General features: G+C 59.2%; 18 protein-coding genes. 7 read left to right on the forward strand and 11 right to left on the reverse strand.

All coding sequences use genetic code 11. From position 1 onward, the window contains the following. From AB0O97_RS12175 to rfbA, 4 genes are all read right to left on the reverse strand, one after another. On the reverse strand, positions 1–2,740 hold a 2,740-nt coding region (locus AB0O97_RS12175; RefSeq protein WP_363882878.1), incomplete at its 3' end, for a N,N-dimethylformamidase beta subunit family domain-containing protein. A gap of 170 nt (positions 2,741–2,910) precedes the next feature. After that, positions 2,911–3,372 carry a Fe-S cluster assembly sulfur transfer protein SufU gene (gene sufU / locus AB0O97_RS12180; RefSeq protein ID WP_104108828.1) on the reverse strand — a complete coding sequence of 154 codons (462 nt, stop codon included), beginning with the start codon at positions 3,370–3,372 and terminating at the stop codon, positions 2,911–2,913. Continuing rightward, the gene (locus AB0O97_RS12185; protein ID WP_363882881.1) at positions 3,369–4,685 is read right to left on the reverse strand and encodes a cysteine desulfurase; all 1,317 of its coding nucleotides are present in this window, start codon (positions 4,683–4,685) and stop codon (positions 3,369–3,371) included. Before AB0O97_RS12185 ends, sufU begins: the two co-directional genes overlap by 4 nt. A 144-nt stretch (positions 4,686–4,829) precedes the next feature. Further along, positions 4,830–5,690 carry a glucose-1-phosphate thymidylyltransferase RfbA gene (gene rfbA, locus AB0O97_RS12190; protein ID WP_363882884.1) on the reverse strand — a complete coding sequence of 287 codons (861 nt, stop codon included), beginning with the start codon at positions 5,688–5,690 and terminating at the stop codon, positions 4,830–4,832. Between the two features lie 50 nt (positions 5,691–5,740). Here rfbA and rfbB point away from each other — a divergent pair, with 50 nt between their 5' ends. The 5 genes from rfbB to AB0O97_RS12215 all read left to right on the forward strand — a co-directional run bounded on the left by rfbB (position 5,741) and on the right by AB0O97_RS12215 (position 14,475). Next, entirely contained in the window at positions 5,741–6,814 is a 1,074-nt protein-coding gene (gene rfbB / locus AB0O97_RS12195; protein ID WP_363882887.1) for a dTDP-glucose 4,6-dehydratase, read from the forward strand. After that, positions 6,815–8,269, forward strand: a complete 1,455-nt coding sequence (locus AB0O97_RS12200) for a bifunctional dTDP-4-dehydrorhamnose 3,5-epimerase family protein/NAD(P)-dependent oxidoreductase (RefSeq protein WP_363882890.1) — start codon at positions 6,815–6,817, stop codon at positions 8,267–8,269. Next, positions 8,266–9,462: an L-2-hydroxyglutarate oxidase gene (gene lhgO, locus AB0O97_RS12205; RefSeq protein WP_363882893.1), complete on the forward strand. Its 1,197-nt coding sequence runs from the start codon at positions 8,266–8,268 to the stop codon at positions 9,460–9,462. Before AB0O97_RS12200 ends, lhgO begins: the two co-directional genes overlap by 4 nt. Positions 9,463–9,670: 208 nt before the next feature. Next, the gene (locus AB0O97_RS12210; RefSeq protein WP_363882895.1) at positions 9,671–12,409 is read left to right on the forward strand and encodes a WecB/TagA/CpsF family glycosyltransferase; all 2,739 of its coding nucleotides are present in this window, start codon (positions 9,671–9,673) and stop codon (positions 12,407–12,409) included. 113 nt (positions 12,410–12,522) lie between these two features. Beyond that, complete coding sequence (locus AB0O97_RS12215) at positions 12,523–14,475, forward strand: DUF4082 domain-containing protein (protein WP_363882897.1); 1,953 nt, start codon at positions 12,523–12,525, stop codon at positions 14,473–14,475. Between the two features lie 416 nt (positions 14,476–14,891). On the opposite strand, the gene AB0O97_RS12220 is transcribed toward AB0O97_RS12215, so the two are convergent. Then, positions 14,892–15,539: a hypothetical protein gene (locus tag AB0O97_RS12220; protein WP_363882899.1), complete on the reverse strand. Its 648-nt coding sequence runs from the start codon at positions 15,537–15,539 to the stop codon at positions 14,892–14,894. Positions 15,540–15,980: 441 nt separating this feature from the next. Here AB0O97_RS12220 and AB0O97_RS12225 point away from each other — a divergent pair, with 441 nt between their 5' ends. Both AB0O97_RS12225 and AB0O97_RS12230 read left to right on the forward strand, forming a co-directional pair. Beyond that, the gene (locus AB0O97_RS12225) at positions 15,981–16,781 is read left to right on the forward strand and encodes a hypothetical protein (protein WP_363882901.1); all 801 of its coding nucleotides are present in this window, start codon (positions 15,981–15,983) and stop codon (positions 16,779–16,781) included. 10 nt (positions 16,782–16,791) lie between these two features. Continuing rightward, on the forward strand, positions 16,792–18,201 hold the full coding sequence (locus AB0O97_RS12230) for an O-antigen ligase family protein (RefSeq protein WP_363882903.1): 1,410 nt from the start codon (positions 16,792–16,794) through the stop codon (positions 18,199–18,201). Here the strand turns inward: AB0O97_RS12230 and AB0O97_RS12235 are convergent. From AB0O97_RS12235 to AB0O97_RS12260, 6 genes are all read right to left on the reverse strand, one after another. Then, positions 18,103–18,843 carry a glycosyltransferase gene (locus tag AB0O97_RS12235; RefSeq protein WP_363882905.1) on the reverse strand — a complete coding sequence of 247 codons (741 nt, stop codon included), beginning with the start codon at positions 18,841–18,843 and terminating at the stop codon, positions 18,103–18,105. The genes AB0O97_RS12230 and AB0O97_RS12235 overlap by 99 nt on opposite strands. A 529-nt stretch (positions 18,844–19,372) precedes the next feature. Continuing rightward, positions 19,373–20,413: a glycosyltransferase family A protein gene (locus AB0O97_RS12240; RefSeq protein ID WP_363882907.1), complete on the reverse strand. Its 1,041-nt coding sequence runs from the start codon at positions 20,411–20,413 to the stop codon at positions 19,373–19,375. 592 nt (positions 20,414–21,005) lie between these two features. Then, positions 21,006–22,526: an oligosaccharide flippase family protein gene (locus AB0O97_RS12245; RefSeq protein WP_363882910.1), complete on the reverse strand. Its 1,521-nt coding sequence runs from the start codon at positions 22,524–22,526 to the stop codon at positions 21,006–21,008. Then, positions 22,523–23,743: a glycosyltransferase family 4 protein gene (locus AB0O97_RS12250; RefSeq protein WP_363882913.1), complete on the reverse strand. Its 1,221-nt coding sequence runs from the start codon at positions 23,741–23,743 to the stop codon at positions 22,523–22,525. The genes AB0O97_RS12245 and AB0O97_RS12250 overlap by 4 nt, the downstream gene beginning before the upstream one ends. After that, entirely contained in the window at positions 23,740–24,876 is a 1,137-nt protein-coding gene (locus tag AB0O97_RS12255; protein ID WP_363882916.1) for a DegT/DnrJ/EryC1/StrS family aminotransferase, read from the reverse strand. The genes AB0O97_RS12250 and AB0O97_RS12255 overlap by 4 nt, the downstream gene beginning before the upstream one ends. Before the next feature lies 1 nt (position 24,877). After that, positions 24,878–25,555, reverse strand: coding sequence for a NeuD/PglB/VioB family sugar acetyltransferase (locus AB0O97_RS12260; RefSeq protein WP_363882919.1), 678 nt, complete (start codon positions 25,553–25,555; stop codon positions 24,878–24,880). Positions 25,556–25,557 lie beyond the last annotated feature (2 nt).

Consider the following 25,557-nt stretch of genomic DNA (forward strand, 5'->3'; position numbering starts at 1 on the left):
TCGAATCCGGCTTCACCGTCGTAAACGACCACACAGCACCCGCCGTCACAGCACCACCACCAACACCAGTAGCACTCACCGTCGCCGTATACGAGGTTCTCATCGCCAACGCCGCCGACGGAGTAAACACCACCTTCCGCGTCACAGCATCATACGAAGAAGCACCAGCAACCGAAACACCAGCCGCCGTCTTCAACACCAGAGCCGCACTGCCCGCCGTCACATCCTTAGACAACACAGCAGACACCGGCGTCGACACCGCAACACTGCCAGCACCACCAGCAGGCACCTGACCCGTCGCCACCAACGGTGAGGTGTCTGTTGTTTCAAAGATGGCATCCACGTAGTAATTGCTGTTTTCGTAGCTGTCCGTGGGGAAACTTCCGTTGGTGTTGTAAACGCCTGCTGGAGCCGCACCAAATCCACCTGCCACGGTCAAGGGTGCTGCGGACAGGCCCTTGTAGTCCCAGTAGCCGGTGGCGTAGGAGTAGCGGCCGTTGGGGGCTTGGTAGGAGACCACGTAACTTTGCCCGGCCGTCACCTTTACTGGGGTGACAAACCGTGCACTTTGCCATCCGCTGGCAGTTTCAGTGGAAAACGTCAGGGATGCCAGTTCATTACCTGCGGCGTCCCACACTGCGCCCGTATGCGTTCCTGTATTGGCTGCGCTTTTGTAGAAACGCACGCCTGAAATGAAGCCATTCTGAGTGGGGGTGAAGCGCAGACCAAGATTGGTGGCCCCGCTATCACCTGAGTCGATGACCTTCGGCTCTTCATTGCCCAAGACGCTGTATGGGCCCGCAACCTGGACCTGCAGAGTTGTGGGTACTGTGGGGTAGTTGGCACTGTCGTCAATACCTCGAACCAGCGTGTTCTGGGCCCCGAGCCCGTGCTGGATGTAGCTGTAGCTCCAAGCGCTGGTTCCCGTGGCAGGGTGCCAGGTGGTCCCGCCGTTCGTGGAAACCTCGACGCCGGACACCACACCTCCGCTGTCCGTTGCGGTTCCGCTCAGCGTGACCTTTGTGCCATTGGCAACCGTGGAGCCGTTTGCCGGAGAGGTCACCACTACCACCGGGGCAGTGGTGTCCGTGCTGGCGCTAGCTGCCACCAGAGCTGAATCCAGGGTTGCCGGCTGCGCTCCCATGTCAGCGAAGAGGTTTACCTGGGCTTGGCGCATGCGCGGATCTGCGGGTGCCCCATTGCCATCGTGGGTGGCATCCAACCCCCAGGACCATTGCACGCTGCCAGCAGAGAAAATCAAGGCCCCGGCAGCATTCTTATACAGCGTGATGTTGTGCGTGGTGGTACCCGGCAATACCGCGTTTCCATAGTCCTGGAGGTATTGCGGGGTGCTCCCGACCGTAGTTGAAAGCCGGATCAAGCCCGCCGGCCGGAAGCCGTTGTCAAGGTCTTCATTCGATTCATAGCCCACGGTGTGGGGCGCCAGAGCGGCTTTTGTTCCTGCGGCCAAAGACGTGAGGGTAGTGTTCCGCCACAGCCGCGTTTTTCCTTCCGCGGCGGACACCGTCACGGGTAAATCTGTGTAATTGGACATATAGATGGTGCCACTGAGTGCGTTTTCAGGAATTCCGGCGCCGTTAGCCGGGGAGGCAAAACGAGGATCCCGCCACGTTCCTGTCCAATCCGCCGCCGGATCGATCTTGGCGTTTGACCACGTTTCCTTGTAGGAGGTGATGGTGCGGTAGCTGGTGTTGTCAGTGGTTGAGGCCTCGTAGCGGATGCGCCAGTAGTCGTCATTCCCGGAAAGGAATTGCAAGTTGACCCCGGCATTGGCCGCTGCCGTGATGTTAGCTCGCTGAGCCCCGGACCAGTATTCGTCGTGACCCACGGACAAGAACACCTTGTGGTTGGTCAGCAGGGTCCCATGCCTATCAGTGTCAACACCAGCAATGTAGGTGGTGTCGTAGCCGTTTTGTTCCAGGAACCGCACCATGGCGTATTCACTGGAAAAGTAAGCATCCCGTCCATCCACATCGCCGCGCGTCACCACCGGACGGTTGTAACTGATCTTGAAGGCCCGCCCAATGGCCGCGCCCTGATAGAAATCGGCACCGCCATAGGTGTTATAGGCCTGCCAAGTTGGATCGGAGGTTTGAAACACTACCTGTGCATGGCTTGCGTCATTGCGGACAATGAAGGTGATGTGGCTGCTATTGCCGTTATCTTGGCGCTTCAATAGCGCCACGTACACGCCGGAAACGGCGGTGGCAGGAACCGCCCACGACGCCGAAAGGCCCCATGTTCCACAGTCGTAAAGCTGGGTGGCAACGTCGGAGAGACACTCCGGTTGAACTTGGGGTAAGGCAGCTGACGGGCTGATGGAGGTAATCTTCCGGGCTCCCAGCCCCTGATACCAACCGGTGCGGTAGATATCGATGCTGTAGTTATGAGCGTCTGTCTTAATTTTGAAGCCCATGGTTTGGCCCACATTGACGCTGATATCGGTAGAGAATCCCTGAATATCCGAGTCCCCGGCGCCGGAGATGTCCCACACGGACGGATCGGTGCCGGGCTTGCTGTTTTCGCAGGAGATCGGGTTGCTGCCTGCGCCGCATGGATCCGCAGCCGAAGCGCCGCTGACCGGCCCCAGTACCAACGTCACACCGACCAGGGCCCAGACTGCCGTCATTGCCAGGACGGCCAGTGGCCACTGGTAAGGGCTCACCTTGCCAGTTCCCGTGCGGGGTTTTGTACTGAGACCTGCTTGTGCATTTTTCATTGCTACCCTGAACGCCTTTTTCTCGGTTCCCCAAACCGCCACCGTCTCCCGACGGGGCTGGACTCAACCCGAGACTAGACGCGAGCGTGCAGCATCGCAATAGAGTTCGCAATAAACAAGTAGGCCAGCCACAAAAGCAAGTACAAAGCGGCCTCTTGGACGGGCAAAAGCTAGCTGGTCTGGTTCAGCGCGTCCTCAGCGGCCACCCAGGCAAGCATGGCGCATTTCACGCGGGCCGGGAACTTCGAGACACCTGAGAGCGCGGCGGCATCGCCGAGGATCTCCTCGTCCGCCACCAACTTCCCGCGTGAACGCATCACTTCGCGGAAATTCGCAATCAACGCAGCCACCTCGGCGCGGTTCAGGCCCACCACCATGTCACTGAGAATGGAGGCCGACGCCATGGAAATGGAGCAGCCATCCCCCGCCCAATGGATGCCGCTCACCTCATCCTCGGCCGTCTCGATCCGCAACGTGATCTCATCCCCGCAGACCGGGTTCAGCTGGTGGCATTGGCCCACGTTGGCCGGCAAATGCTGCCCGTCCAACTGATCATCGCGCAAGTCACCGCCGCGCCGGGTCTTGGACTCTTCCAAAATGATCTGCTGATACAGCGAATCCAACGCGCTCACAGTGAGGCACCTTCCACGCCGAAGTAGCTGCGGACCCCGGCCACCGCGGCCAGGAAAGCGTCAACTTCGGCAGTTGTGTTGTACAAATAAGTGCTCGCCCGAGTGGACGAGTTCAGACCAAGACGGCGGTGCAGCGGCTGGGCGCAATGGTGCCCCACGCGGACGGCGATGCCGGCAGCGTCAAGGAACTGTCCGACGTCGTGCGCGTGCACTCCCGCCACTTCAAAGGCGGCCAATCCTGCCCGGGGAATGCCCGACGTCGGACCGAGGACTCTGATTCCTTCGATCCCTTCCAGCCCCCTCACCAGACGCTGGCCCAGCTCTGCTTCCCACGCATGAATCCGATCCATGCCCGTCTCGCTCAGGTAATTGCAGGCGGCAGCGAGGGCTGCAGCCTGCGAGATGGGCTGGGTGCCAGCCTCAAAACGCTGCGGGGCTGGCAGGTAACCGGCCTCTTCCATGGTGACGGTGGTGATCATGGATCCGCCGGTCAGGAACGGCGGCATGGCATCCAGCAGCGCGGCGCGACCGTATACGCCACCAATGCCGGTGGGCGCCAGCATCTTGTGGCCTGAGAACACCGCAAAGTCCACGTCCAGAGCCTTGACGTCAAGGGGCAGGTGTGGGGCCGATTGGCAGGCGTCCAGAACCACCAGCGCGCCAACGGCGTGCGCCAGGGCCACCAGTTCAGCCACCGGGTTGATGACGCCGGTGACGTTGGAAACATGGGTGAAGGCCAGGACCTTGGTGCGCTCGGTGATGAGCGTGGCGGCGGCTTCCATGTCCAGCGTGCCGTCATCGTGAATGGGAATGAAGCGCAAGGTAGCCCCGGTACGGCGGCACAGCTCCTGCCAGGGAATCAGGTTCGCGTGGTGTTCCATCTCGGTCACCAAGACCTCGTCGCCTCGGCCCATCGCAAACTTCTTTGCGGCGTCGGACACCTTGCCAACGCTGGCGTTGCCAAACGAGTAGGCAATCAAGTTCAGCCCGGCGGTGGCGTTCTGCGTCCAAACGAGTTCGTTGTCGTCGGCGCCAATAAAGGCGGCAACAGCGCTGCGGGCATCTTCAAAAACATCCGTGGCAGCTACGGCTAGGGTGTGGGCGCCGCGGTGCACTGCGGAATTTCGTCGCTCGTAGTACTCCTGTTCCGCCTCCATGACGCTGAGCGGGTTTTGCGAGGTGGCCCCCGAATCCAAGTAAACCAACGGATGGCCGTTGACTTCTTGGTCAAGGATGGGGAAGTCGTTGCGGATGCGCAAGACCTCCGTGTCAGTCAGCGGCCCGTTGTGGCCATGATCGGCTGTTCCAGACACCAAATGTATGCTCCTAGGCTAGTGCGGCGGGCCGTCGATCGGCCTGCGCCGGACGCAAAGCAATACATCACGTCCATCTCACCTAATTGTCGCATCTCTTGGTGTTGGGGGCATCAAAGGCCCGGCTTACCCCGGGGCTGGTTCCTAGTCCAGCAGGCCCAACAGGTAGGCGCCGTAACCGCTCTTGAGCAGCCTTTCCGCCCGGGCCCGCAGCTCGTCGTCGCTGAGGAATCCCATGCGCCAGGCCACTTCCTCCGGCGCGCCGATCTTCAGGCCCTGCCGGCTTTCCACCGTGCGGACAAAGGTGGAGGCGTCATTGAGGTCGCTGAATGTCCCAGTGTCCAGCCAGGCGGTGCCACGGGGCAGCAGCTCGACATGCAGATCCCCCCGCTCAAGGTAGGCGCTGTTGATGTCCGTGATTTCCAGTTCCCCGCGGGGTGAGGGTTTGAGGTTTTTTGCAATCTCTATGACGTCATTGTCGTAGAAGTACAGACCCGGAACCGCGTAGTTGCTGCGTGGGACGGCCGGCTTTTCCTCCAGCGAGACCACCTTTCCCGTGCGGTCGAATTCCACCACGCCATAGGCGCCCGGATCCTTGACCCAGTAGCCAAAGATGGAACCGCCGGTCAGGTACTCGTGCTTTTGCAATTGGGTGCCCAGTCCCGGGCCATAAAAGACATTGTCGCCGAGCACCAGCGCCACGGTTTCGTGTCCAATGTGGTCCTCCCCCAGCACGAAGGCCTGCGCCAGCCCGTCCGGCGAGGGCTGTTGTACGTAACTGAGGCTGACTCCGAACTGGGAACCGTCGCCAAGCAGCCGCCGGAACTGTTCGGCGTCGTGCGGGGTGGTAATGATCAAAATGTCCCGGATGCCAGCCAGAATCAACGTGGACAGCGGGTAGTAGATCATGGGTTTGTCATAGACCGGGACCAACTGCTTGCTGATGCCCAAGGTGATGGGGTGCAGTCTGCTGCCGGTTCCTCCGGCGAGAATGATGCCACGCATTTTTACCGTCCTTACAACTGAAACAGCTGCTGTGGAACTACGCTGGGGTCATGTTGAGACTTTTGGTTACCGGCGGCGCCGGTTTTATTGGTGCCAACTTCATTCACTATGTCATGGCTCACACCGATTTACAGGTGGTCGTGCTGGACAAGTTGACGTACGCAGGCCATGAATCGTCCCTGGCGGGGCTGCCCACGGACCGATTCAGGTTCGTCAAGGGCGACATTTGCGACGCGGAACTGGTGGATTCGCTGGTGGCCGGGGTTGACGCCGTCGTGCATTATGCGGCTGAATCCCACAACGACAACTCACTGGCCGATCCGCTGCCCTTCCTGCAGACCAACATCATGGGAACCTATGTCCTGCTCGATGCGGTCCGTAAGCACGGGAAACGGTTCCACCACATCTCCACCGACGAGGTGTACGGGGAACTGGCGCTGGACGAACCCCAGCGGTTCACGGAACACACACCCTACAACCCCTCCAGCCCGTATTCCTCCACGAAGGCGGGCTCTGACCTGCTGGTGCGTGCGTGGGTGCGGTCGTTCGGGGTGGAGGCCACCATCAGCAACTGCTCCAACAATTACGGCCCGTTCCAGCACGTGGAGAAGTTCATTCCACGCCAAATCACCAACATCATCGACGGCGTCCGGCCCAGGCTGTACGGGTCCGGTGAAAACGTGCGCGACTGGATCCACGCCGATGACCACTCCTCCGCAGTCCTGCGCATCCTGGAGCGCGGTGTGCCGGGCGAAACGTACCTGATCGGTGCCGACGGGGAACGGAACAACAAGGACGTCATCGAGGCGATCCTGGTGGGCATGGGGCAGCCCGCCGACGCCTACGACCACGTCACGGACCGTCCCGGGCACGATCTCCGCTATGCCATTGATTCCTCCAGATTGCGCACCGAGCTGGGATGGGCTCCCTCGCACGCGGATTTTGCCGTTGGCCTGGCCGGGACCATCGCCTGGTATCGGGACAACGAGGACTGGTGGCGGGGGCAAAAGTCTGCGGCGGAGGCGAAGTATTCGTCCGCCGGTGAGCAGGTGCAGCACGGCGCATCTGGGCAGGCCTCCGGTGCCGCGGCAACCGGGCAGGTCATCTCCGGGCAGGTCGGGTAGATGCCCGGCGCGGAGCCCGGCCCGGCGTTCGGCAAGCCGCTTGCATCGCGCACCACCGCCATTCCCGGCGTGCTGCTGTTCGATCTGCCCGTGCATGGGGACAACCGCGGCTGGTTCAAGGAAAACTGGCAGCGCGAGAAGATGCTGGCCTTGGGCCTTCCGGATTTCTCGCCGGTCCAGAACAATATCTCCTTCAATGAGCTCGCAGGCACCACGCGCGGCATTCATGCCGAACCGTGGGACAAGTTCATTTCCGTGGCCACCGGGCGCGTGTTCGGGGCGTGGGTTGACCTGCGTCAGGGCCCCTCATTCGGCTCCGTGTTCACGGCCGTGCTGGATGCCTCCACCGCCATCTTCATCCCGCGCGGGGTGGGCAATGCCTTCCAGACACTGGAGGACGGCACCGCCTACAGCTATCTGGTCAATGCTCACTGGTCGGCCGGCGCCCCCTACACCTTCCTGAACCTGGCCGATCCCACCGCCGCCATAGACTGGCCCATCCCCCTGGACCGGGCTGAGATGTCCGAGAAGGACCGTGACCACCCGTTCCTGCCGCAGGTGGTGCCCATGCTCCCCCGGAAGACACTGGTCCTTGGCGCAAACGGCCAGCTGGGCCTGGCCCTGCGCAAGATATATGTCGGTGATCCCACCGTCGAGTTTGCCACCCGTACCGAGCTTGACCTCGCCGGCCCGGCCCCCTTCGCCGACACCGACTTTTCCGCGTACGGCACCATCATCAACGCGGCTGCCTACACCTCTGTCGACGCCGCCGAAACCTCCGCCGGCCGGGCTGCGGCGTGGGCTGTCAACGCCTCGGCCGTGGCAGCCCTGGCCGTGCACTGCACGGCACACCGGATCACGCTGGTGCACATTTCCAGCGACTATGTCTTCGACGGCAGCGTCGCCCTGCACACCGAGGACGAGCCGCTCTCTCCCCTGGGCGTCTACGGACAAAGCAAGGCAGCCGGGGACGCCGCCGCATCCACGGTTCCTGCGCACTACATTGTGCGGACCAGCTGGGTGGTGGGCGGCGGCGGCAATTTTGTCGCCACCATGGCATCGCTGGCGGAACGCGGCATTTCCCCGCGCGTGGTCAACGATCAGCACGGCCGCCTGACGTTCACCCAGGACATTGCCGCCGCCATCTTGCACCTGCTGAAGACGGGCGCACCGCATGGCACCTACAACGTGAGTAGTTCAGGCCCCGTGCAGTCTTGGGCGGACATTGCCGCAGACGTCTTTGAACTGCTGGGCCGGCCGCGCTCTTCCGTGGTGGGTGTCGGCGCGGCCGACTACCTGGCCGGCCGTGACTCCGGGGCTGGCGGTCAGGAGCCAACGGCCCCGCGTCCGGTTCATTCGGCCCTGGCCCTAGAAAAAATCGAGGCCACCGGGTTCCTGGCTCCGCCCGCGGCACAGCGTCTGGCGGAGTACCTCCGCGAAAGGACCCGGCCGTGACAAAGGTGCGGGCCGCCGTCGTGGGTGGGGGCATTGTGGGCGTGGCCGTGGCACGGGAGCTGCTGCTCTCGGGGACGGCCGCCTCCGTGGAACTGTTTGAGAAAGAGCCCGCCCTGGCCGCCCACCAGACCGGGCGCAACAGCGGCGTGGTCCATGCGGGCCTGTACTACGAGCCGGGCGGCCTGAAGGCCACGCTGTGCCGCCGCGGGGTGGGGCTGCTCCAGGAGGTGGCGGCCCGCCGCAATGTCCCCTACGAGGAATGCGGCAAGGTGGTGGTGGCGCGCGACGATGCGGAATTAGCACGACTGCGCTTAATCCTGGACAGGGCGCTCGCGAACGGGGTCCCCGGCGTCCGCATGATCGGTGCCGCCGAACTGCAGCGCATTGAACCGCACTCCCGCGGCCTTGCAGCGCTGCACTCCCCCACCACGGCCATCACCGACTACGCCGCCATGACACGCGCCCTGGCACTGGACTTTACGGAGGCCGGCGGCACGGTTCGGCTTGGGCACAAGGTCACCGCAATGACCGACGGCGGCACCCGGGTTTCCGTGACGACCGGCGGCACGTCCAGCTCCTTTGACCTGGTGATCAATTGCGCAGGCCTGCAATCCGACAGGCTCGCCAAAGCGTCCGGCGACTCCGCCAATCCGCGCATCGCGCCGTTCTTCGGTGCTTATTTTCTGCTGCGCCCCGAACGCCGCGCCCTCGTCAACGGCCTCATCTACCCGGCGCCGGACCCCCGCTACCCGTTCTTGGGCGTGCACCTGACCAAACGGATCGACGGCGAAATCATGGTGGGCCCCAATGCCTTCCTGGCCGGTGGGCGGGAGGCTTATCGGGCGCTGCAGCTTGCACCGCGGGACCTGGCCGCGGTGGCCGGCTTCGGCGGCTTCTGGCGCTTCGCGGCAGGAAATGTTCCGGCTGCCGTCCGCGAGGGCCGCACAGTTCTCAGCCGCCGGGTCTTCATCGACGCGGCCCGGGCCTACGTACCGGAACTTGAGTTGTCCGACGTCATGCCCGGACACCGCGGCATCCGCGCCCAGGCGATGAATCCGGATGGCAGCCTGGTGGACGATTTTGTCATCACCGGCAACGCCCGCATCATGCATGTGCGCAACGCGCCCTCCCCCGGCGCCACCTCATCCATGGCCATTGCCGAGCACGTAGTGGCCCTCGCGTCAGCACGCTGACTCCCGGCTTCTCCCCCGCACCCCCTGCCGTGCAGCCAAGTAGTGCCCTGCCATGCTGTGGGTACCTACTCCACTAACACCCGATCTGCCACTCTAGTGGCAGCCTTTTTGGCCCCCTAATCTCAGCTACAGCTGGTCCCCTCCGGAAACGTGTGCACTATTTCCGTGCGGGCCCGTGGCCGCGACAATCACAACCACAGGGGTTTCGATGTTTAGCTGGGATATTGAGCATTTATTCGGACTGCCGGCCATGAACGTGCCGCAGCCGCTGGCCTCCGCGGGACCCGCCACAAGGGCTGACACCAGCTTTTCCGGCCGGATCCAGGGCCTGCCCTGTGCCGTCATTGGCGGTGCCCAGGTGGACCTTCGGTGGTTCGACGAGGCAGTCCTCGAGATCATGGCTGCGGCGAGGGCGCCCCGGGGCAATCCACTGGCGGTGGTGTCGGCAAATCTGGACCATGTCATGCATTTTGGTGTGGGCAGCCGCTGGGGCGGAATCATGGAGAGGAACGACTCGGTTGACTGGCTCACCCTCCTGGATGGGGCCCCCCTTCGCGCCAAGGCGACGGCGCTGACCGGTCAGGACTGGCCCCGTCTGGCGGGCAGCGACCTCATCCACCCGCTGCTGGACGAGGCGGAAAAAGCGGGGCTGCGCATTGGCTTTCTGGGCGGTAGCGAACAAACCCACGAGTTGCTGAAAAGGCAGTTTTCCCGGCTTCGCCCCAACCTCAAGATCTCCGGCTGGTGGGCGCCGGAACGCACCGCCCTCGCCAATGCTGCCACGTCCCAGCGCTTGGCCCGGGACATTGCCCTAGCTGGCACGGACATGCTCGTAGTGGGGCTCGGCAAGCCCCGGCAGGAATTGTGGATCGCCCAATACGGTGCCCTGACGGGGGCCTCAGTGCTTCTGGCGTTCGGCGCCGTGGTTGACTTCCTGGCAGGGCGAATCCGGCGCGCACCACAAATGGTTTCCGACGCCGGGATGGAGTGGGCGTGGAGGCTCGCACTGGAACCGCGGCGCCTGGCCAAACGCTATCTGGTGCAGGGCCCGGAGGCATACATGCGCATGAGCATGCACAGCAGCGTTGGCCGGCTGCCTGCCGGCCACTCCCCCGGGGCTCCACCGGCACAGCGTGACGTGCCGCTCGCACCAAGCCGGGACGTTGGAGCCTTCTTTGGCCCTGAAGAGTTGGCCGATGTGACAGTGGTCCTGGTGACCTATAACAACGCCGGGGACATCGACCCCCTCATTGCTTGTCTGCGGGAAGAGGCCGCCGGACAGTCCTTGAAGGTTGTCATTGCGGACAACAGCTCAAGCGACGGCACTGTTGACCGGATCGCCGCCCACCCGGATGTGGTTCTGGTGGAGACCGGCGGGAACCTGGGCTACGCCGGCGGCATCAACACGGCCCTGAAGCATGCCGGGGCCCACCATGATGTGCTGGTGCTAAATCCCGATCTCCGCATTGTCCCGGGTGCGGTGTCCACCATGCGCCGCCGACTCAGGGACTCCGGTGCCGGGATGGTTGTCCCAAAGCTGCTGGATGAGGACGGCACCACATACACCTCTCTGCGCCGTGAACCCAGCCTTGTCAAGGCCATGGGTGACGCTGTTCTGGGCAGCAAGCTTGCCGACCGGCCGGACTGGCTTTCGGAGATCGACTACAACACCGAAAGCTACGACTACCCCCACACCATTGACTGGGCCACCGGTGCCGCGCTCCTCATCGCAGGCGAGGTGGTGGCCGGTGTTGGCGAGTGGGACGAGAGGTACTTCCTGTACTCGGAAGAGACCGACTACTGCCGCAGGGTGCGTGCGCTGGGACACTCCATCTGGTTTGAACCCGCCGCGTCCATGACGCACAGCCGGGGCGGTTCCGGCGCATCAGCGAACCTCGTGGCGCTCATGGCCGTGAACCGGGTCCGCTACGCCCGGGCGCACCACTCACGGGCCTACGCCGCAATCGTCAGAAGCATTGGCGCCGCGGGCGAACTGGCTCGATCCTACAAGCCCGAAAACCGCGAGGCTTTCCGTGCCCTGACCGGGGTGCGGCCTTGGCACGAGCTCCCCCAATCCGTGCCCGCACCCGCCCCTGTTGCCGTTTCGCCGCTGGCACTCGCTGATTTCCCATCCGGCGCCATCATCATTCCCGCCCATAATGAGGCGTCCGTCATCGCAAGGACACTGCGACCTCTCGCGGAACTTGCCGCGTCCGGCGCCATCGACGTTATCGTGGCGTGCAACGGATGCACGGACGACACCGCCGAGATAGCGGCTGCCTTTCCCGGAGTCACTGTCCTTGAGGTGAAGACGAACTCCAAGATTGCGGCACTGAACGCGGCTGATGCCGCCTGTTCGCGCTGGCCCAGGCTCTACCTGGATGCTGACATTGAAATGACCCCGGACGCCGTGGCCCAAGTGTTCCGTCATCTGAGTGCACCCGGTGCCTTGGCCGCCCGTCCGGCCTACCGCTACGAAACTGCCGGTGCGGCTTGGCTTGTGCGGGCCTACTACCGGGCCAGGCAGCGGATTCCGGAAATGAACAAGCACCTGTGGGGTGCCGGCGCCTATGCCGTCAGCGAAGCCGGCCACGCCCGTTTCCCACGGTTCCCTGATGCCACGGCAGATGACGCCTACGTGGATTCCCTCTTCGAGGAGGAAGAGAAATCGGTGCTTCCGACGGCGCCCGCGGTGGTCCGCGTTCCACTCCACACCCGGGAACTGCACCGAACTCTGCGGCGCGTCTACCACGGCAACCACCAGCTGGCGGCCGGCGCCCCCCAGGGATCGGGACTGGGACATTTGCTGCACAGCATCACCGGACCGATGGCCTTGGCGGATGCAGGGATCTATGCATCGTTTGCCGTCTCGGGCAAGATGCGGAAGGGAAAATCAATGGCGAACGGTGGAGGCTGGGACAGGGACGAAAGCAGCCGGGGTTCCTGACATGAAATAACAACCCGGGAATGTGACGCAGGACACCTGCCGCCATGTTACGATTTGATCTCGGGGGGGAGATTGCCTAGGTCAAATCTAAGATCACTCAGGACTATCCCATCATGCGCATCACATCTGCAAAGACGCATCCCAGACGGCAATCGGAACGCTTGGGACGCGTCCCGCACCCAAAGATAACGATCGCTTCCTTGGCCGCCTTGGCGCTTCTTGTACCGGTCTTGGTCACGGCAACCACCGCCAGCGCGCCCAGCTACGCAGACACCGTGTCAGTGCTGGAAGATCAGGTTCCAAAGAACCTCGTTGATCCGGACACTGTCTCCGTTGAACTCGGAACAAAGTTCATTTCTTCTCAAGATGGCACAGTCACAGCCATTCGTTTTTACAAGTCCCGGGAAAACACCGGCCCCCACGTTGCCAACCTTTGGTCCCCACAGGGAAAGGTCCTCGCGACCGCAACGCTGCCGGCGTCGGCGGGAACCGCCTCCGGCTGGCAGACTGTCACGCTGCGCCAACCAGTGAAGATCTCCAAGGATCAAAAGTATGTGGCTTCCTACATTGCCCCAAACGGCCGCTATTCAGCCGATGAGCACGGGCTGGACAAGGCCAAGAGCAACGGCCCACTGACGATTCCTGCCGGCGGCGGCGTCTACGCCTACGGACAGGGCGACACGTTCCCCCGCAACAGTTACCTGAATTCAAATTACTTCGTGGATGTATCATTCACCCCTGAAACCGGTACCAGTGCCAGTGCGAGTGTGCCGCCGACTGCCACACCCACGGCGGCTCCGTCGAAGACGGTCAAACCAACGGTCGCACCCAGCACACCTCCAGGGACAGCACCACCCACCGGAACGCTGCCACCTGGCGTCACACTTCGGGCCGTTGACGGCGGTGTTGGCTACTACAAGGAGTTTAACAATCCCCTACCAAGCTCCATGGACGACTTCCCCGTAGGCGTTTGGTACGAAAGTGTCGTGGATCCGTCAGACACGGTCAAGGACAAGGCCGCCGGCATCAACACCTACATCGAACTCACCGCCAATTCCAATGTAAACCAGATCCGACAAGCTGGAATGAGCCTGATACCCAGCTGGGAGAACCCCCTGACCTCAGGAACGTTGCTCCCTGATGAAGCCGACATGTGGGGCGGACCGGGGACAGCAGCCTGGACGGGAAATTGGCCCGGCCAAGGCGACATCTGTTCCCCTGCAAAAGCCCAATGCGGATACACGATCATGGCTCAGCACAAAGCAGCGGCCACAAATGGGAGCATGCTCTTTGCCAATTTCGGCAAAGGCGTTACCTTTTGGCAGAGCGACGACCAGGCAGCAAAGTTTGTCAATGACTACGCCGACGTGATCTCGGATGACAACTACTGGTTCAGCGACCCCTATATTTGTGGCATTAGCGAGGGAGGGACGCTTGTATCGCCGCAGCGCCAGCTGACACAGGACGAATGCCGCCGGGCTTCGAACTACGGATGGACCGTCGAGAAGATTCGATCATTGGTCAGCCCCAAAGCCTCCAAACCGGTGTGGGGCTTTGTTGAGGTTGGGCATCCGTTCACTGACAACAGTGCGCCCACCATTACTGGACCTCAAATCAAGGCTGCCGTGTGGAGCAGCCTCATCCATGGGGCTCGGGGCATCATCTATTTCAACCACAACTTTGGCGGAACGTGCATATCCCAGCACGTGCTCCGTGACAATTGCGGGGCCCAAGTCCTGCCGTACGTCACGGCTGTAAATGCCCAGATCAAGTCCCTAGCGGCAGTATTGAATTCACCGTCGCTGGACGGCGCAGCGACAACGAGCGGGGCCATCGACACCAGCGTGAAGGTCCACGACGGCAAGATCTATGTCTTTGCCGGCTCCGCAAAAAACACCAACCAGCATGTGACACTGTCACTCAAGTGCAGCAATGCCACCTCAGCCGCAGTGCTTGGGGAGGGCAGGACAGTCCCCGTGGTAAACAGCACCATCAGTGACGTTTTTGCGAACGGAAATGCCGTGCACATCTATCAACTCAACGGCACGAATAATTGCGGCTTATGAACCACTTGGCCTGCGAATAGGCCATCTAGGCTGGTGGCCGCTGGCCGCCTCCCAGTAATAATTAGGCGTGTCCCTTTCCGAGGTACGACCGTCGTATTTTTCTTGCCTCAGGCCTACTAACGACTCCTCGCTGCATGAACCAACTGTGCAGCTGATGAAGAGCACACGAACACGCAATCGTCACCCATCGAGCCGGGATTGTTGCACCCGATTGGTGCAACAATGTGCTCCGTAGTCAGCCGGCGCCGATAAGCCGCCGAGTGACTTGTTCAGCTGCATGCACTAGTCGTCAGTCGTTCACAAGGCAGAGTCCTGGGGCGGATGTCCACCTCAAATGCGGCGGCTTGCCCCGTCCAGCAGACGTTGCGATTTGGTGACAAGATTGGCAAGTAACGGCATCATCCACCACCCCTGTTTTACTCGCAGGGGCGCGACGACCGAAACGGGCGTACTCGCTGAAGAATCCTATCAACGAGATAGCTGGTACCGACAGCCAATACGAGGCCCAGACAGACTATTCCGGCGGTTGCCCTCAAGCGGTTGCCCTGAACTGCAGAGATTACCGGAGGGTCCGGAGAAACGGTATTTCGTATCATCTGCAATGGTAAAACACCGGCTGCTTGTTGAGTCTGCACGGAAATAGCATGGATCCTCGCAAGGATCGTCTCTATTTGATCCTGTACGTCTGCCTTCGTAGGGCCGACTACCTCGACTTGCAGAACTGGTCGATTGAAGTTGGTCTGCCATTGACCACCGATATCGTACAAGGCAACAGAAGAGCCACTACGGACCCCGGCTCCGTATAGCGTGGCATCGTTGGACGATAGTCTCAGGGGCGCCTGTCCCTGATTGTATTGACGCTCAATCAGGGCTGCAAAGTTGATCAGTGATTCTGTCTGGTCCATCAACACGCCATCTGGCGGGAGAAACATGACATTGACATTAGTATAATAAACCGCTTGTGGATGCCGCACCATTCCGATGCCAAATGCAGTCAGAACAGCGATCAGTAACACGACATACCACCGTCGAACAAGCAAACGAAATAGCTCTAATCTGGTCATAGGGACCTAGCTCCATCTGCCCAGGCACCTTCGGCCAAGATTAAAATCAATTATAGGTGCTGCCACTTGTTGCCATGCCCCTCCCCGTGAACCTAGTTGGGAGTCATTCAGTAACTGGTGGTTGGAGGAGCCGGCCGTGGCCGTTTATGGCAAGACTTTAAGCTTGAAGAGAGCCTTGAGTTGATGCCTGAGTACGGAGCCGAGTGGTTACGGAGTAGCCGTACCTACGTTGGAGCCTTCTGCGGACTACCAAGAAACCTGCTCGCGCCCGCCTAAAATTCGTAAATAGGAGAAATTGCAGGCATGTAGGCGCCCAATTACATCAAAAATCAAGCTGGAAAGGATCCCGCGCGTGATCCGAGGACGGTCCTAGACCGGAAGTCTATATACTACTTAATGTGCGACGCCCCACACCGACTTCGAATGAAGCAGGGAGTTTAATTGTACTTACGTGAACTTGGACTGACCCTGCTTCGGCGATGGTATTTTGTCGTGATCGGCCTGCTAATTACAGGCGGCCTGACCTACCTCGTTTTCGACGAGGCACCAATCAGTTATTCCGCAACCGCCAGCGCGGCGCTGCTTCCCCCCTCAAGTGTAGTGGGACCTGGCGGAAATCCGTTCTTATATATGGGCGGCCTTAACCAAGCTCTGGATATCCTGTCAAAGTCACTAACATCCGATCAGTCAAGGCAGGATTTGCTCGGAGATCGTACCGGATATGAGTTCGATGCGGGTCAAGATCACACCACCAGCGGGCCCATTCTTCTCATTACAGCAGAGGCCCCCACCCCGGCAGGTGCCCTTGCTACGATGCAGGCAGTACTTGACAGTGTTCCCACCACCTTGCAGTCGTTACAGGTTGATCTTAACGTTCCACCAGCATCGCGCATCACATCTGCACCATTGACCGTTGCCATTAAGCCGACTCTGATTTCCAAAACCCGAACGCAATATACCGGTATTTTCGGAGTGGCAGGCTTGGCGATGACGCTCCTGTTCACGGGCCTATTGGATGGAATCCTCGTCAATCGTCGAACTCGTCGCGCGGCGAAAATTCTGCCGGACGCCGAACAGTCCAGCTCAGACATTCCGCGTGCCATTCCCGAAGTACCTGCACCGATCCCGGAATTATCCGTCGGACAACCGGAAGCTTTCAAATCCAGTAGTCGATTGAGGCCGGGCAGCGAATCAGTGGTGGATGATAATCCTGTCAAATCTACGCCCCAAAAGACGAAATAACACCGCACCCATGGCGCGTAAGGGCAGCAGCGGCATACGGGTAGCCGTACGAACAAAAGCGATGGATGCAGTGTCCGTCTTGAGTATCTACATGTTGTTGTTGTATGCCATCCCTTCCGACCGGCGTATCGGCGCTCTTGGAAGTGCAGGTTCTTTAGCTACCCTATTTGCACTTGGGCTGGCGCTGTGGTGGTGCTGGTTCCACATCCAGCGAAATCACCCCGCGCAATCCAAATCTGTCCAACCTGTTCGGATCGCCAAGCTCATCTTTTTGGGGAGCGCAACTGCCAGCTACGTTGCTGCCAGTTTACGGCCGCTGCCACCTCTCGAAGCATCGACCGTGGATACTTCACTGTTACGACTTGTTGCGTGGGCAGGAGTGTTGTTCGTTGCAAATGACGGGATCGCGGACATGGAACGCTTGGTGGCACTCCTCCGGCGTCTCGCCTTAGCAGGGGCTCTGCTTGCGGTGTTGGGCATCCTGCAATTCATTACTAAATTATCGCTTGTGGATTATATTCAAATCCCAGGATTAATTTCAACCCAATCCTTTTCCGCCATCGGGGACCGCGGTGGATTCACTCGATCTGCAGCCACTGCACAAAGTCCTCTTGAATATGCAGCCGTGCTGGCGATGATATTTCCCATATCCTTGGCATTGGCTTTGACAGACAAAGGGCGCAGTGCCTTGCTTCGCTGGGCGCCTGTAGCGATCATGGCTCCAGCAATAATGCTCTCAATTTCACGTTCAGCATTTCTTGCTGTTGCAATTGGGATGTTGGCACTCTTCCCAAGTTTGCCACGTAAGGTGAAGATTCGGTCATGTGCGGCCGCTGTAGCCCTGGTGGGCGTCATGTACTTAGCTGTCCCCGGCATGCTGGGAACGATCCTCAACCTCTTTCAGGGCATCTCGGAAGACTCCAGTACTACATCAAGAACAGACAGTTATGGTCTCGTCGGCGAATTTGTTGCCAGAAGCCCCTGGTTTGGAAGGGGATTCGGAACCTTCCTGCCGCAATATCGGATTCTGGACAACCAGTATCTCGGTATCCTGATAGAACTCGGATTTGTCGGGCTGGCTGCGTTTGGTGCTGTCCTGGTCACCAGCATCGTCGTGTGTATCCGGGGGCGACGAACGGTTACCGCTCCACAGTCACGGCTGGTTGGTTCAGCTTTGGCTGCATCATTACTTTCTGGCACGGTAACGGCCGGATTTTTTGATGTTTTCTCATTCCCTATGTCGGCGGGGACGTTGTTCCTAGTCATGGGAATCGCCGGAGCTTACTGGCGGATTTCCATTGAAGCGCCAATACAGATCCAGTCATCGACGACTGAGGCCGCCCGCCTGCCCCTCTACATCAGAAATCGACGTCGTACCGGCCTCAGATGGCGCCGCAAGGTTCATCGCCTCAAGGAATGATCGTGCCCGCGCTTCCCAAGAGTGGCCAGCCGCGAATGCTCGGCGGTCGCTGTCCCCCGTTTCGTCCCGCATAGACCCCAGCCGTTCCAGCACTGCTTTGGTGAAACCCTGAGGACCTTCAGCTATATCAATATGAGGAGAGTTCAACCACGAAATCGCCGGCAGCCCTGTCGCAACAACGGGCAGGGACGCTGCGAGGTATTCGAGAACTTTCAGTGGGAAACTACCGATATTGAATTTCGAATGTGTATAGGGCAATATTCCCACTTCGGCATGCGCCAGATAGCGTGGCAAGTCCTCAAACGGCCGTTCCCCTACCCATTGGACATTTCCGTGTGCCAATACCGCATTGAACCGGTTCAAGTCAGTTCTGGGATGCAACGGCCCCACGATCAAGAGGGAGACGTTGGACTCTGCCACTGCTTCCAGAATTTCCAAATCGATGCGATCACCCAGATGCCCCATGAACACCGCCATCGGCCGGACCAAACGAATATCTTGCGCAGGGCTGACCAGATGAGTTCTGCCAAATACACCGAAATCGCAGCCGTAGGGGATCAATGCTGCGGTATGCCCGTGCAACTGCAACGTCTCAGCCACGGAAGGATTTGCAGCGATAATCACATCGGCCGTCGCAGTCAATCGTGCCTCCGCACGTGCCAGTGCAGACGGGTCCTGCCCAGTTAGCGGTGCCATGCCCACGAAGTCATCCTGGGCCCAGTAGACCCTCTGCAACTCTCCGCATCGACCCATAATGGGCATGAGAACATTAGCCTCAATCGTCGAGTGGATACTACCCCCAAGGTGATTCACTGCCCATCGAATCTGTCGTGCTACGGCCAGTGAGTTGACTCTGGCCACGGCCGGACGAGCAAGCCCGGGCAGTGCCTCGGGAGTCAGGCGTGCTAGTCTAGGGCCGACCCGACGAAGAAGCTTTGTCCGGAACACTGCCCCGGGTCCGTGCTGTCGGTAACGTGATGCGACCGACTGCGGCGGATCTACATACAGAACGGGAACGTGCTGCGACAGGCGTTCGGCCAATTGTCGGTCAGCCATGCGCACTCCATCCCAGCTGTTGGCCGCAGCGATGACCACACTGCCTGAAAACTCGTTAAGAGACATACCGGTTCTTCCTTTCCAAAGTATTTTCCGCACAACTCAGCCCACATTCTCAGACACCGTCACGTGACCACCTGTGGTATTCAGCCTCGCCAACGAACCGGCGGAGGGCTGCCTGCGCCACATACCAAGGCAAATGCGGCACAAGTTGGGTGCCAATACGAATCCGTCGTTGCAACGCCCGCCACTGTCGCGATCCTGTCGACCCGGGCCAAGTCTGATTCGCAAACTCCAATAGCTCAAGGACTGCGTCTTCAGTGCCGCGCCCCCGATCATATAAGTGGCAGGCCCGGGTCAGTGCCTCAATGGCGAGTGCCTCCTTCGCCTTTCGCGACAGTCTCCCGGATTGGATTTTGGAAGGAAGATCAGCAGCAAAAAGCACCTCAAAAGCTTCCCGCCTGTCAAACAAGTCACTGACCATGTTCACTTCCCGGGCTGACAAACTTAGATCATGGTCACGATGCCATGCCTGGTCTGCGCCTTCAATGTGACCCACGTCCGAATGAGCTGAGATCCGCATCCACATCTCCATGTCGTGCGAATGGGCCAGTGGCTGTTGCCCACCGACTTCGTCTACGACGGCCGCCCTCATGAGTGCTTCAGGGGCAGTAATTACGTTCTTGCCCGCGGCGCATCGTCGCTGGAGCCATTCGGCACCGGGCCAAACCGTCCAGCTTCGGGCAGTAGTTCGGACTGATTTCGCAGGCGCCCCTTCGAAGTGGATTGGATGTCCATAGACGAGCCCAACGCTGGGCCATGCCCTCGCCAATGCAACAGAGCGACTAAGCGAACCTGGAGTCAGCATGTCGTCTGCATCCAAACGCACAATGAACTCCCCATCGGTCTCAGCAAGCCCGTCGTTGAAGGTCACTACAGGCCCTTTGTTTTGGCTGTGCTTGATAACCCTAATGCGGTCGTCTGCGGTCGAGAGTACCTGCGCAAGATCCAAACTGTCGTCGGTTGATGCGTCATCGACAATGACTACATCGACTTGAACGTCTTCTTGCGCCAGGACGCTACCAACTGCAGCACCAAGAAAGCGTGCGTAGTTGTAGCAAGGTATAACAACAGAGACCCGAGCAGGGGGCCCCATTGGTCGTGCTGATGGCGTCACACGCTGGCGGCGCTCCACAGCAGCCACAATTGCGAGACCTGAGACCCGAGAATCATCCGCCGCACTCGACATTTGAGCGGCCCCCATCTCTGTTTTCCGCAGACAACACAGACCGCCGAAGAACTGGGCGAGTAGGGCCACGTTCGTACTCATCATTGCCAACCAAATTGATTCCGCAAAATCGTTCATCCAGTACCCGGAGGAACACGGCAAAAGAAGCTCGCCCGCTGGCATCCCCTCGGCGTCTGACCCAAATGCCGACGCGACCCATTCGCACACAAGCCCCCTTTCTCTGACCGGCCGTATTGGGTAAATTTGCATAAAGCCCGCATACCGTCCCGAAAGTTTCTAAGGGCCTTAATGGATTGCAGGTCAAAATAGTCAAACCGGGAAAATCTGGATGTAGTATGACGGCAAGCCGCACCAACAGGACGTCGACAACGGCATAAAAACCACTTATGGCAGTCAAGCCGCACGCACTAAGCTCAGCTCCACCAACATACTTATGGACTGACATCATAAATTCTCCTTTCAACATGACCACATATCCGGGAAGTTCAAGACTAAACGTTCAGGTACTGCTGGATTCAGTGATTGCATCTGATCTTGGATTCAAACCATTGGATACGTTCCCAATTACATCCGCAACATGATTATTTGCCCCTTGTTTCATTAGGAGCGCGGAACGAACGATTCTGGCATACCACCGGAAAAGAAGCGCGACATATACGGCACCCCCAGCAATTCCACCTAGACCGATTGCCAAAATCGGCGACGACACTAAATTTGCTACAAAATGTGCGACGAACCAAGTGGGAACTCCAGCCAGGACGGGTGGCCAACCAACTTTTGCCAGACCCCGCAAATCCGCCCGCGTACCACGAAGTGCCCATATATAAGCCGGTAGCACAACCATGACTCCGACGACAACATGAGCCCAACCGCCTCCGACGATCCCAAACAAATGAGTTGCTGCGATCATCGCAGGAATCAAGGAACAAAACCATACTATTTGGACCAATAGTACGGCCAAGGATTTGCCGCAGGCCAATAAATACGCAACCCAAACGTCAAAAACGAGCCTAAAGGCGCCGAAGATTCCCAGGGCCGCAAGAACTGGGGCAGCAAGACTCCATTTTTCACCATATATCAGACTAATCAATGGTTCCGATAGAACCGCTAAAAACAGCCCCGCTGGCAGTCCAATACCCCAGGTCAGGGCGACGGCCGTTGTTAGATTTTGGCCGTTACCTTCACCGGCCGCTCTCGAGAAGGCGGGCAAAGATACCGATCTAATAACTTGCCCAAGGGCACTCATTGGCCAATTGGAGATATTGAAAGCCAGTACGTAAAATCCAAGTGAAACCGGTCCCGCCAACCGGGCGATAACGACGTTGTCAACGCTTAGCAGCGACCACGAAAGCAGGTTAGCCGCGGCAATGGGACCACCGAACTTGAGCACCGACATGACCAGCGATCTATTGTAGCCAAATTTAAGACCCTGTCTCGCCAAGATGAACTGGAGGACTACGGCACAGGCTTGCGCAGCAATCCGCGCATAGGCCAATGAAATGACACCCAGACCAAGAACTAAGAGAAGAATTGTCACAGTCGTGCTGACTATGAAGTCCACCATCGATATCGAGAATATCTTTTTCTGTTCAAAGTTTCTTTGCAGTTTGGCATACGGCACTATTCCAACACCGCTGAGAACCAGGGTGAAAGATAGAATGAATATGACATCGCTAGCTTCAGGACTTCCCATACTATTCGCAACGAAGGTACTCGAAAAAGCCATACTTGTTGCAAATATTAACCCGGTAAGCACGCCCAATGTGGCAACTGTCGGAGCACGTCTTTCATGATCCTTGCTTCGGATTAGATCAGCACTTAGCCCAAAATCAGCCATGGTCATAAGGATGGTTTGAACTGTTAACGCGACAGCGTAGACACCGAAGTCCTCAGGGGAAAGAATTCTGGCCAGAACTATGCCCATACTCAATGTTCCGACCCGCAAAACTAAGTTGCTCAAACCACTCCAGGCCAAGGCATTTTTCAGAGTTGGAGTCGACAAATTAGTAGACTCGGTCATGGGGAATCACTCTTCAGTCCGCTGAGTCGCTTCAGCTTGTTGAAAGCCCTTCGCGTCAATACAACGGACTTGTATTTCGTTATCCGCATGGTTGATATTGCTATTGACTTAAGTGATTTGAATGATCTCAGAGTTTGTACTGATGAACACGACCTTGTCTGATTGTAGAGATTTGCCAGTTCAATTGCTGCGGACTCAATGTTGTATCGGCTTTCAACGATTTGTCGTCCAAATAATCCTAATTCATGTATGTACTGAGGAGATTTAGCCAGAGCAACAAGACTTCGCTTTAGGTCATCGTCTCCGCCACCGTTCTTCCCGTACCACCCGTGATCAAGAAATTCCGGGTACGTCTCTTGTGTAAGTAACTTCCAATACCCCCCGGCGCCCTGAACTATTAATGGTTTCCCAAAAGCCATACCTTTGATCGCTGACGATCCCATTCCCACACTGACGTCAGAACATGCATAAACTGGCGATGGGTCCGTTAAATTGCCCGTGATTATGACAACCTCACGCCCAACTTGCTTATTAATAGCATTTGCTTGGTCTGTAACTTCAGCCAAGATTGGCCCATCTCCTGCAATAATAAGTCTCATCGGAATTCTTGCTGCCAATTCACCGGCAACTGCGATGGCTCTCAATACTCCTTGGGCCTTTTCAAGCTCCGTGGTTAGTCGGCAAACAATACTTACGACAAAGTCATCCATGGCTATTTCAAGGCTTTTTCTAGCTTGCGCTTGGTCCTGCGGGTAATTAATTGTCAAGTCAATTACCGGCTCCATTAGAACCGCCGGTCGTTTCTCTATTTGTTTTTCGTAGAGTTCTTTTGTGCCGACGACGATGGGTATATGTGTTGGAAGAAATTCAGGAACTTCCATCGATAGAACAGTCATTAGCATGGGGGTCGCCTGCAGCAGATGCGCACTGAACATTGCTGCTGTGGAAGGCCCCCACTCATAGGTATGTATCAGGTCTATTTGATGATTCTTGACAATCTTCATGAGGCCGAGCATCCACTTGAGCTCTAATTTGGAAGACGCATCCGGCGATTCGATAACTTGTAATCCAAGACTTCTGGCGTAATCCACCAAAATTCCTGAGGGCGCGTAAATCACTGCTTCATGGCCATGATTTTTTATCTTCGAAGCAAATTCGATCGCATTTATTTGACTGCCACCCATGACCATTTCGTGTGGACAGACTAATATTCTCATAACTTATCCCCCACCTGCATCGAAATACCCCGACGACTCCCTCGAACCACCCCGAAAACCCGTTCCTGCTGCTTCACCGAGATGTGCGGGAACAGGGGCAATGACAGAATCCGGGACGCTGCAGCCTCGGCTACCGGGAAGTCACCCAGACCCTTGCCAATGTAGGAGAAGGCCTTGGTCAGGTGGATGGGCGTTGGGTAGTGGATTCCGGCTCCGATGCCCGCGGCATTCAACTCCGCCAGCACGGCATCGCGGTTATCCACCTGAACCACGTACAGGTGCCATGCGTCCTCGTAATCAGCCCGGCCAACCGGAGCCACTACGCCGGGAACCCTACCCAGCATCGCGCTGTAGCGGGCTGCGGCCTCGCGCCGCATGGCGTTCCAGCGCGGCAGCCGCTGCAATTTGGCGTTGAGCACCACTGCCTGGATGGTGTCCAAGCGCGAGTTCATCCCGACGACGTCGTGCACGTACTTAGAGGAGCTGCCGTGCGCGCCGAGGACGCGCACCATCGCAGCAATCTCGGGATCGTTGGTGGTGACGGCACCCGCGTCGCCTGCGGCACCAAGGTTCTTGCCGGGATAGAAGCTGGTGGCTGCGGCAGCCCCGAACGATCCAGACACCTGACCGGCATGCTGCGCTCCCTGGGACTGGGCCGCATCCTCAATGACGGGCACCCCGGCTGCGAGCGCAATCTCCATGATCTGGGGCATGGGCGCCAACTGGCCAAAGAGGTGAACGGGGACGATTGCCTGGGTCCTGGGACCGACGGCGTCGGCAACCTTCTCCGGGTCTATGAGAAGGTGCAGCGGGTCCACGTCCACAAACACCGGCACGGCACCAATGCGGGCCACGGCTTCCGCTGTTGCGACAAAGGAATTTGCCGGGAGGATCACTTCCCCTCGTGCCCGCACCCCGGTGGCGCGAAGCGCGAGTTCCAGCGCATCCGTGCCGTTGCCAACTCCCACGCAATGCCGGGTCCCGGTGAATTCTGCGTAGGCCTTTTCAAAGCGGGCCACGGCCGGGCCGCCGATGAACGCCGCCGACCACAGTATGTAGTCAATTTCCTCGCGAATTTCATCCGCGATTTCCGCCTGCTGTGCCTGCAGGTCGACCAGGGGAATCGATTCCATGTCAGTGCCTCCCGTTCGTGGAGTTTGGAGCCGGCGCCGGGGTTTGCCCCCCACGCAGCGGGCGGGCCGGAACGCCTGCCCAGGTTTCGTCGTCGGGCACGTCCTGCAGGACTGCGGCACCCATGCCGACAGTGGCCCCGGCACCGATGGAGAGGTGTTCGCGCACGCTGGAGTTCATGCCCAGGTAGGCCCGGCGTCCCACGTGGACCCCGCCTCCCAGTGAGACGCCCGCGGCGAGGGTCGCGAAGTCGTCCGCATCGTCGTCGTGCGTGAAGGTCACCTGGGGCATGGCCACCACATGGCTGCCGAGCCTGACCCCGGCCGTCAGGACCACGTTGGCCAGCAGGATGCAGCCGGCACCAATGATTGATCCGTCGGTCACCGCCACGCTCTTGTCCACCACCGAGGTGTACCTGACACTGCCGATGCCCAACCCTGCCAGCACGAAGGCGATCTTCTCCCGTGTTCCACCCTTGCCTGCGCACAGCACGAATGATGCGGTGGGATAGGCCGTGGCGTCGTTGATCCGGCCGAGCACCGGCACACCGTCGAGGTCCCGGCCGGCCAGTGCTGGGTCATCGTCAAGGAAACCGATCACGTCGGCGGTTCCCGAATTTCGGATGCACGCCAGAACTTCACGCGCCAGCCCGCTTGCGGCCACGAGGATGATCTCAGGCATGG

This window comes from Specibacter sp. NPDC078692 (assembly GCF_040686835.1).
GTDB lineage: Bacteria > Actinomycetota > Actinomycetes > Actinomycetales > Micrococcaceae > Specibacter.